This is a genomic window from Nocardia alba NBRC 108234 (assembly GCF_001612665.1).
Lineage (GTDB): Bacteria > Actinomycetota > Actinomycetes > Mycobacteriales > Mycobacteriaceae > Nocardia > Nocardia alba.
The window spans coordinates 222,117-231,954 of sequence record NZ_BDAX01000021.1; the positions used below are offsets into that span (position 1 = coordinate 222,117).

The 9,838-nt window shown below is 66.7% G+C and carries 6 protein-coding genes; 3 read left to right on the forward strand and 3 right to left on the reverse strand.

What is annotated here, in order from left to right:
- Positions 1-340 precede the first annotated feature (340 nt).
- Entirely contained in the window at positions 341-1,606 is a 1,266-nt protein-coding gene (locus NA12_RS23550; RefSeq protein WP_067455322.1) for a YibE/F family protein, read from the forward strand.
- A gap of 54 nt (positions 1,607-1,660) precedes the next feature.
- On the opposite strand, the gene NA12_RS23555 is transcribed toward NA12_RS23550, so the two are convergent.
- Entirely contained in the window at positions 1,661-3,019 is a 1,359-nt protein-coding gene (locus tag NA12_RS23555; protein ID WP_165914761.1) for a DUF7159 family protein, read from the reverse strand.
- Positions 3,020-3,110: 91 nt separating this feature from the next.
- Positions 3,111-4,433: a UDP-glucose dehydrogenase family protein gene (locus NA12_RS23560; protein WP_067455324.1), complete on the reverse strand. Its 1,323-nt coding sequence runs from the start codon at positions 4,431-4,433 to the stop codon at positions 3,111-3,113.
- 251 nt (positions 4,434-4,684) lie between these two features.
- Here NA12_RS23560 and NA12_RS23565 point away from each other — a divergent pair, with 251 nt between their 5' ends.
- Positions 4,685-5,209 (forward strand): YdcF family protein, encoded by a 525-nt coding sequence (locus NA12_RS23565; RefSeq protein WP_067455326.1) that lies wholly within the window; start codon positions 4,685-4,687, stop codon positions 5,207-5,209.
- A 95-nt stretch (positions 5,210-5,304) separates the two neighbouring features.
- Here the strand turns inward: NA12_RS23565 and NA12_RS23570 are convergent, their stop codons facing one another.
- Entirely contained in the window at positions 5,305-8,538 is a 3,234-nt protein-coding gene (locus tag NA12_RS23570; protein ID WP_067455329.1) for a heterodisulfide reductase-related iron-sulfur binding cluster, read from the reverse strand.
- A 457-nt stretch (positions 8,539-8,995) separates the two neighbouring features.
- Here NA12_RS23570 and NA12_RS23575 point away from each other — a divergent pair, with 457 nt between their 5' ends.
- The gene (locus NA12_RS23575; RefSeq protein ID WP_067455332.1) at positions 8,996-9,706 is read left to right on the forward strand and encodes a DUF8020 domain-containing protein; all 711 of its coding nucleotides are present in this window, start codon (positions 8,996-8,998) and stop codon (positions 9,704-9,706) included.
- The last annotated feature ends 132 nt before the right edge of the window (positions 9,707-9,838 follow it).

The window sequence follows — 9,838 nt, forward strand, 5'->3', positions numbered from 1 at the left end:
CCGTGTAAAACAGACTGTGAGTTTGGAATCTTGGATGTTTTGAAGATCTACTAGTGCAAAAGTCCAACTTTTGTGTACAGTAGACCTCGGCGCTTCGGCGCCCGGCCCGGTTGTCTACCCCCCCTGGACAACCGAGAGCCTCAGGTACGCGCGCCTACCCCCCTGGGCGCCTGCCTCCGGCGGCGGAGACACCCCCCTGCTCTCCGCCGCCCACAAACCCGCCTCCCCGGGTCCAGGCAAGAACTGGACCCGGGGAGGTTTTCTCGTTCCCGGCGAAGCTACGTGAGATCCTGTGTCGCGCGGCGTGTTCTTGAAAATCAAATCCTTTAAGCTTCGGGCCGTGAGCGATCATCATCACCATCACGATCATTCCGGGCCCATCGCCATCAGCGACACCGCGGCGAAGGTCGTTGTCGGGTTGTTGGGGATCATCGGGGTGGTGGTGTTGGTCGCAACGGTATTCCTGTGGCCGAGCGCCCAGCACGTCGAGATTCCGCTGCCGATGCAGACCATGTCCGGTGGGGCGGTGCAGACCGAGGCCGGGACCGTGGTCATGCAGGACATCGGGCCCTGCGGGAGCTCGTCGAACGGCAAGGTGTTCGCGGACAAGCCGGAACCGCCGCGGACCGCCTCCTACACCTGCCAGCGCAGCATCATCGACATCAGGTCGGGTCCCGACGAGGGTAAGAAGACGCTGTTCGAGATCGCGCCGGGGCCGGGCCAGCCCGATCTGCGGGCCGGCGACGACATCCGGATGGTGCGCGCCGCGGATCCGTCCGGGGTCACCATGTACGGGTTCGAGGACTACTCGCGTGGACTGCCGTTGACCCTGATCGTGCTGGCCTTCGTCGTGGTGATCTGTGTGGTCGCGCGGTGGCGAGGCTTCCGGGCGCTGGTCGGGTTGTGCTTCGCGTTCGCGGTGGTGGTGATGTTCCTGTTGCCCGCGCTGCTCGACGGGAAGTCGGCGATCCCGGTCGCGCTGGTGTCGGGGGCGCTGATCCTCTACGTGGTGCTCTACCTCGCGCATGGGGTGAATCTGCGGACCAGTTCGGCGTTGCTCGGGACGCTCGCGTCGATGGTGGTGGCGGCAGTGCTGTCCTGGCTGGCGATCGAGGTCACCCACCTCACCGGTCTGTCCGAGGAACAGAACACGAACGTGGCGACCTACATTCAGCACGTGAGCATCACCGGGTTGCTGCTGGCGGGGTTCATCATCGGTTCGCTCGGCGTGCTCAACGACGTGACCATCACCCAGGCCTCGGCGGCCTTCGAACTCGCCGCCCTCGATGAGGGCGCGTCGCGGCGCGAGATCTTCACCGCGGCCATGCGGGTCGGGCGCGACCACATCGCCAGCACGGTCTACACGCTCGTGCTCGCCTACGCCGGTGGGGCGCTGCCGCTGCTGCTGTTGTTCAGCGTGGCGGGACGATCGATTACCGATGTGATGACCGGTGACGCGGTCGCCATCGAGATCACCCGATCGGCGGTGGGCGGTATCGCGCTGGCCCTGTCGGTGCCGTTGACGACGATGATCGCGGTGATGCTGGCCCGCCCGTTCGGCGCGAAGCCGACCGTGCCCGTGCGGGCCAGGCACGCGCGCAACTGAGGCCGCTCGGACGCCGGTCCGGAACTCGGTTCGGCGTCCAGCAGGCGGGAACGGTTACTGACCGGCAGGTGGGAAGCCGGGCAGGACCACCGGGGGCAGCGTCGGCAGGACCACCGGGGGCAGGCCGGGGACCACGGTGAAGGTGTTGGGGCCCTGGGTCGGTGGCGCGGCGGTGGTCTCCTCGGCCTGATTCGGATTGACCGGTGGCGCGGCGACGGTTTCGTGCTGTGCCTCGGTGGTCGCGGCCGGGGCCGTCGTGGGGCCGACAGCGCTCGGACGCGGCGGAGTGGTCGCTGGGACGGCTTGCGAACCGTCGCTCGACGAACCGCGCTCGAGTACCTGGGGGCCGTAGCCGAGGCCGAGGCCGATCGCGGCGACCACCACCAGCGAACTCACCGTCAGCACCGCCACGTTCAGTTCCCGGCGCGAATGCGCGCGGTTGGTGAGCGCGCTGAGCGGGCGGCGACCGCGGGTCGGGGCGGTGAGCCAGGCGGGAGTGGCGTCGTCGTGCTCGCCCACCGGCATCGGTGCCGGGGCCACGGGCGCTTGCTGGACCTGGGCGGGACGCGCCAGTAACGCGGCGCCGCGGGCCAGGGCCGTTTCCGGCTCGGCGGGCACGATCACCGGCACGCCGATCGTGCGCTCCAGTACGCGCGCGATCAGCGGAATCCGGGCTCCACCACCGAGAACCAGCACCGCCTGCACCGGATGCTGCGCGCGGATGATGACATCGCGGGTCATCCGCGCCGACGACTCGATCGCCAGCATCATCAGCGCTTCGAAATTCTCCTGCGTGAGCAGTACCAGGCCCTGCTCGCTGGGCAGGGCCACCGCGTTGCTGTTGGACAGCTGCTCCTTGGCGGCCCGGCACAGCCCGTCGAGAGCGGCCAACCCCGCCGGATCGGCCGGATGCGCGATCCGGCCCGAGGCGATCTGCTGCTCCCTGATCAGCGAATCCAAGTAGTCGCCGCTGATATCGCTGATCCGCTCGCACTGGTACACATCGCTGGTGCGGGCGTTGATCACGCTCACCGTGAGACCCGAACTGCCCAGGTCGTAGACGGCCAGCGTGGACACCTCGCGCATATCACTGGTGGCATGGGCGAAGTGCACGGCGGCAACGGCTTCGGGAACGAGCTGGTAGTTCGTGAGCTGACGCCGTGCCATCGCGGCCCGAACCGCCTTGGCCTGCGGCTCGCTGCGGAAGGTGATGGTGGTGGCGGCGACGTCCGGCGCCGCGGCCAGCGTGGCGGCGATCGCGTCGGCGGCGTACTCCTCGGCCTGGCGCTCCGGCATCGAGATGGACTGCACGTCGAACGAATACGGCGGAACGGACTCGTGCGGGCCACCGTGCTGCGGACACGCGAGGCGCACCGTCCCGGCCCCCACCGATATCCCCAGAACCGAACTCATCCGCTGCCCATCTCGTCCGCACTGCACGACATGCGAAGGACTGCGATAATGCGGACCGAGATCCGCCCCAGCCCCCGCTTGGCTCGTTACTCTACGGGGTGCCGAGTCCGGCGTATACCCACCCGGCGGCACGCCAAGCCGCGCTGTCCAAGCAGTTGCGACCATCGATGATCGAACGGGACCGGACCACCGGGTCGAGGTCGGCCGGCGTCAACGCCGTGAATTCGTTCCACTCGGTAAGGACCAGTACCACATCGGCGCGATCACAGGCCTCCGAGACCGAGGTGGCGTAGTTCAACGTGGGGAACACGCGGCGCGAATTCTCCACTGCCTTGGGGTCGTACACGGTGACGACGGCGCCGTGCAGCTGGATCATCCCCGCCACATTCAACGCGGGCGAATCACGCACATCGTCGGATTCGGGCTTGAACGCCGCGCCGAGTACCGCCACGTTCGCGCCGAGCAGCGAACCGCCGCAGGCACGGGCGGCCATGTCGACGACCTTCGTGCGGCGGCGCATATTGATGTTGTCGACCTCGCGCAGGAAGGCCACGGCATGATCGGCGCCGAGTTCCCCCGAGCGGGCCATGAAGGCGCGGATGTCCTTGGGTAAGCAGCCACCGCCGAAACCGAGCCCGGCATTGAGGAATCGGCGGCCGATGCGGGCGTCGTAACCGAGCGCGTCGGCCAGCATGGTGACGTCGGCGCCGGTGGCCTCACACACCTCCGACACGGCATTGATGAACGAGATCTTCGTCGCCAGGAAGGCATTCGCCGAGACCTTCACCAACTCGGCGGTGGCCAGATCGGTGAGCAGGAAGGGGATCTCGGCGGCGATGAGGTCGGCGTAGATCTCGCGGATGTGCTCCTCGACCCACGCCGAGCGCTCCCGGTCGTGATCGAGTCCGAGGACCATGCGGTCGGGGCGCAGCGTGTCCTGCACCGCGAAACCCTCGCGCAGGAACTCGGGGTTCCAGGCGACCTCGACGTCGACCTTCGCCTGCGCGCGAGCCCGGACGCCGAGAGCCGCGGCGGTTCCCACCGGCACCGTGGACTTGCCGACGATCATCGCCGGGCGTTCCAGCATCGGGGCGAGGGTATCCACCACCGCGTGCACGTACTTCAGGTCGGCGCCGTACTCGCCCTTCTTCTGCGGTGTCCCGACACCGAGGAAGTGCACGTCGGCATGGGTCGCGGCATCGGCGTAATCGGTGGTGAAGCGCAGGCGGCCGGCGGCGAGGTTGCGTTGCAGCACGTCCTCCAGCCCCGGTTCGTAGAACGGCACCACACCGTCGGCCAACTTGGCCACTTTGCCGGGGTCGATATCAACCCCGACCACGTCGTGTCCCAACTCGGCCATACACGCTGCATGCGTGGCTCCGAGGTACCCGGTTCCGAAGACTGTGCATCGCATAGTTCTGTTGGTAAGCGGCGCGCGTGGCTACGCCGCGTCAGTGAGGCAAGAGGGGGCGCAACATCTGGTGTACAGGGGGAAACGCGCGCTGAGGCTATCGGGTCGCGGGGCTCTCACCTGGGGAAATGAGAAGCCGGCGGGTGCACGGTTCGGATCGTGGGTCTGCACTCACGGCGAGCCGCGCCGGTTCGCTCGGATTGGCATAATCGGGTGGATCGCAGGAATACGCCATCGCGGATGGAGCATCGACTATGCGCCGGGTCCTGATCGCCACGGGCGGCTCACTGGTCATGGTGTTGATCGCGGTGGTCGCGCTGTGGCCGGTGTATGTGCGCCCACGCACGGACGATCCGCGGGTCGCCGATGCGATTCTTGTCCTCGGTGGTGCGCACGACGGCCGCGAGCAACTGGGGCTGCGGTTGGCCGCGCAGGGGTACGCGCCACGCGTTCTGATCTCCAACCCGTATGACCACAGTCCGATGGTGAATCGAATCTGTCACGGGGGCTACAGCTTCGACGTGATCTGCTTCGATCCCTCGCCCCGCACGACTCTCGGTGAGGGGCGGGAGCTGGCCCGTCTCGGTGCCGACTGGGACCGCGTCATCGTGGTCACCTTCACCCCACACATCTCCCGCGCCCGGTACATCCTCGGGAAATGCTGGGCGGGGGAGTTGCTGTTCACCGACCCCGAACCTCAGCTGTCGCCGGTGCGCTGGGCGTGGGATTACGCCTATCAGTCGGCGGGGTTCGTCAAGGCTTGGTTCGCTGATTGCTGAGCGGGCCTGCGGCATCGGGCCGGGTGACTGCGAAGAAACAGTGAGGCGCGGATTCCCGGGAATCCGCGCCTCACTGGGTATTCGATGTTCGGTTACTAGTTCTTGCGACCCGGGGACTTCGCTCCGGACTTGAAGCCGAGGCCGCCGGGCTTGGCGGTCGGCGGGGCTGCCGAGGTGCCGTTGCCATTGCCGTTGGTGGTATCGGCCTGACCGGCCGGTTCCGCCGCCGGGGCTTCCGGTTCGGCCGGGGCCGGGGATTCAGCCGGGGCAGCGGGAGTCTCGGCCGGTGCTGCGGCCGGAGCCGCAGCGGTGCCGGGGGCCTTCGGGCCGGGGCGCTTCAGACCGGACTTCATCGCCAGGCCCTTGGCGGGCACCGATGGCTTGGCTTCGGTCGGGGCCGCGGCCTCGGTGGCTTCGGTCGGGGCCGCCGCCTCGGGAGCCTCGGTGGCTTCGGCGGGAGTCGCCTCTGCTGCCGGTGCCGTGGTGGCCGCGGCATTGGAGCCGGGAGCCTTGGCGGCCGGTCGTTTCAGACCGGACTTCATGGCCAGGCCCTTGGCGGGCACCGATGGCTTGGCTTCGGCAGGGGCCGAAACCTCGGGAGCTTGCGCGGAAGTCTCCGCCTCGGCCGGAGCTGTCGGCGCAGGAGTTGCCACGGGGGCCTTTGCACCGGGGGCTTTGATACCGCCCTTCATGCCAAGTCCGCCCGGAGCCTTCGCGGCGCCCTTCATCCCCAGACCCTTGGCCGGAGCCGCGGTTTCGGCGGCCGGGGCCGCTTCGCCCGCAGGAGCCTTCGCACCGGGCGCCTTCGCTCCACCCTTCATGCCGAGTCCACCTGGCGCCTTCGCGGCACCCTTCATCCCGAGGCCCTTGGCGGGCGCAGGCGCAGCGGCGTCGGATGTCGGAGCTGCTTCGGCGGCAGGCGCTTTCGCACCCGGAGCCTTGGCCGCACCCTTCATGCCGAGTCCACCGCCGGGAGCTTTCGCGGCGCCCTTCATGCCGAGCCCACCACCGGCAGGCGCGGCCTTCGGAGCGGCTTCGGTGGCAACCTGGGCAACTACCGGCTCCGGTTCGGGCTCGGGTTCCGGCTCGGCCTTGGGTTCCTGGACGACAACCAGATTGGCCGACAGTTGCGCGGCATCGATGCGAGTGATCGAGTCCAGCATCAGCTGTGAGACGTCGACAACCTCGACACCCTCACCCAGACCCTGTTCCTGACGCGCGGTCACACCGTCGTTGAGCATGACCCGGCAGAACGGGCAGCCGGTCGCGATCTTGGTCGGATTGGTCGACAGTGCCTCGTCGACGCGGTCGACGTTGATGCGCTTGCCGAGCTGTTCTTCCATCCACATGCGCGCACCACCGGCACCACAGCACATGGAGCGCTCGGCGTGCCGAGGCATCTCGACCAGCGTGGAGCCCGAGGCTTCCATCAGCTCACGCGGGGCGTTGTAGATCTTGTTGTGCCGACCCAGGTAGCACGGGTCGTGATAGGTGATGTTCTGCGACACCGTCGCGACCGGCACCAGCTGCTTCTGGCGCACGAGCCGGTTCAGCAACTGGGTGTGGTGCACGACCTCGTAGTTGCCACCGACCTGCGGGTACTCGTTGTTGAGCGCGTTGAAGCAGTGCGCGCAGGTGACGACGATCTTCTTCTTCGACTGCTCGACACCTTCGAACACCGAGTTGATGACCTCGATGTTCTGCAGCGCCAGCTGCTGGAACAGGAACTCGTTGCCCGCGCGACGAGCCGAGTCGCCGGTGCAGGTCTCCTCCGCGCCGAGCACCATGAACTTGGTCCCCGCGGTCGCGAGGAGCTCGGCGACGGCCTTGGTGGTCTTCTTGGCCCGGTCCTCGTAGGCGCCGGCGCAGCCGACCCAGAACAGGTACTCGTAGCCGTCGAAGCTGTCGGCGTCCTTACCGAACACCGGGATGTCGAAATCGACTTCCTTGATCCAGTTGAGGCGGTCCTTGGAGTTCTGACCCCACGGGTTGCCCTTGTTCTCCAGGTTCTTGAACAGACCGGCCAGCTCGGACGGGAACTCCGACTCGATCAGCACCTGGTAGCGGCGCATGTCGATGATGTGATCGACGTGCTCGATATCGACCGGGCACTGCTCGACGCACGCGCCACAGGTCGTGCACGACCAGAGCACTTCGGGGTCGATGATGCCGTGGACGTCCTCGCCACCGACCAGCGGGCGATCGGCCTCGAGACGGGCGGCCTCGGGGATCTTGGCCAGCGCGGCCTCGTCGGGCTTGCCGTCGGCGTCGACCAGACCGACCTCGTCGCCACCGGCGTCCTTGCGGCCACCGGCCAGCAGGTAGGGGGCGGCGGCGTAACCGTGGTCGCGCAGCGACATGATCAGCAGCTTCGGCGAGAGCGGCTTGCCGGTGTTCCAGGCGGGGCACTGTGACTGGCAGCGACCGCACTCGGTGCAGGTGGTGAAGTCGAGCCAGCCCTTCCAGGAGAAGTCCTCCATGCGGCCCGCGCCCAGGGTGTCGACCTCGGGGTCGACGTTCTCCATGTCGAGAACCTTGCCGTTGGAGATCATCGGCGCGGCGGCGCCGAGGGCGACGGTGCCGTCGCCCTCGCGCTTGAAGTAGATGTTGAAGAAGGCCGAGAAGCGGTGCCAGGCGACGCCCCAGGTGATGTTGCGGCCGACCAGGTACAGGAAGGCCATGCCCGACATCAGCTTGATGAACGCGAAGATCGACACCATGGTCGGGCTCGCGGGCAGCAGCTTGGCGATCTGCATGGTGAAGAAGTCGGTCGAGGCGTGCCCGTGGCCGTAGGTGGCGATCTTGCCCGCCTTGACCATGATCATGCCGAGGCCCTCCATCAAGACGATCGTCTCGATGACATAGGCGGGCGCCATCTTGGAGCCGCTGAAACGCGACAGGCGCTCGGGAATCCGCGGGTGGTTCAGCTGGCGGATGATGATCAGCGTGCCGATGCCGACCACGGTGCCGATGCCGAGGATCTCGTCGACGAGGTGGTAGATCGCCAAGTCGCCGATGATCGGCCAGTGGAACGAGCCGTCGAAGGTCTGGCCGTATGCCTCGAACCAGAGGATCGCGCCGAGGATGAAGCCGGTCATGACCAGCCAGTGCGCCCAGCCGACCGTGCGGAACTTGTTCATCCGCGTGTGGGCCGCGACCTCGACGAACATGTTCTTGAACCGCGGGAAGAACGGTCGCCAACGATCGGGAGCTGACTGGCCGATGGTGATGGCCTTGCCGATGTTCCATGCGCCGCCGATAAACGACGCCCAACAGAACAGGCTCAGCACAGCTCCAATCGTGCCCAACGTGATAGTCAGGGCATTCATGTCGCGACCTTTCTTTCGAGGCAACACGAGGGTCTGAGCGAGGAGACCCCGCTCGGTTGTTCGTATCGTAACTGCCGTTAAGTTACCCGCCAGTAACTAACGGCGCCCATCGTAGGATCGCCATTTGCCGTCTGACCTCGTTTACTGGCACTTGACCTGGCGTTTGCCTGTGATCAATATCACAAAAGTGTTTGCTGCGGAGGTTCCGTAGCGACTGCCTAACACCGTAAACCGTGCGTGAACTGCGATGAAGCTAAGGTCAGGCTTACTAAATCCACCGAAATTCCTTCTGGTCTCAGCGGTTTCGGTCGATTAAGCTCCAGCTGTTCTGCATGCTGTGCCGGTCTTCACATCGCTCGGGGAGAAGTAGGGGACATCTCATAGAGATGCCCCGCTTGACGAGTCTCGCGTGTCGCTGGATCGCACTACGCACCACACCTGATGGATTGGAACCTGAATGAACTTCCGTAGGACCACTGCGGCTGCCGCGCTGGTTATCGGGGCGATGACCGTGGCGATGGGCACCGCTCATGCCGAAGAGGCGCCGCAGGACATCAAGTACTCGGTGAAGCTGGTCGACAAGACCGTCGTCGCCACCGTGAAGAACGGCACCTTCTCGATTGTGGAGAAGGACGGGGAGACTCCCGAGGCGCCGAAGACCAAGGTCGCCGAGATCAAGGACTCACGTGGCGGACTGCAGGTCGTCGTGCCGATCGCGTTCTCGATCAACGGCACCGACATCCCGGCCAAGACCGAGGTCATCGAGGACTCGACCGTCCTGAAGATCACCCCGGACAAGCCCGCGGACCTCGCCATCTCGCCTGACCAGAAGCTCGGCGTCAAGCCGGTCGCCGCGGCGAAGGACATCGCGTCGGCTCAGGAGAACCAGCGGGCGATCAACGACTTCTCCACCAAGTTCTCGGTCGGCACTGCCATCGGCGCGTTCCTCGGCACCGCTGTCGGCGCGTTGATCGGCTGCGTCGCGGGCCTCGCGGGCGGTCCGCTGGTGATCCCCCTGTGCCTCGGTGGCGTGGTCGGCGGTGCGGCGATCGGTGGCGTTATCGGCACGATCGTCGTCGGTGGCCCGGTTGCCCTCGCTTCGGGTATCGAACTGCTGAGCGTGTTCCAGGCGCCGGACGGCACCAGCGTGTGGGCTGACAAGAAGTAGTTGTCGGCGGGCCTCGGCCCGGATTCAACTGTGTGAGGCCCCGCTCCCCCCATGGGAGCGGGGCCTCTTGCTGTGTTTATTGGAGCGCTGGCGCGCTCGAGTCGCGGCCCTGAGGGGGCCGCCGGTCAGGCA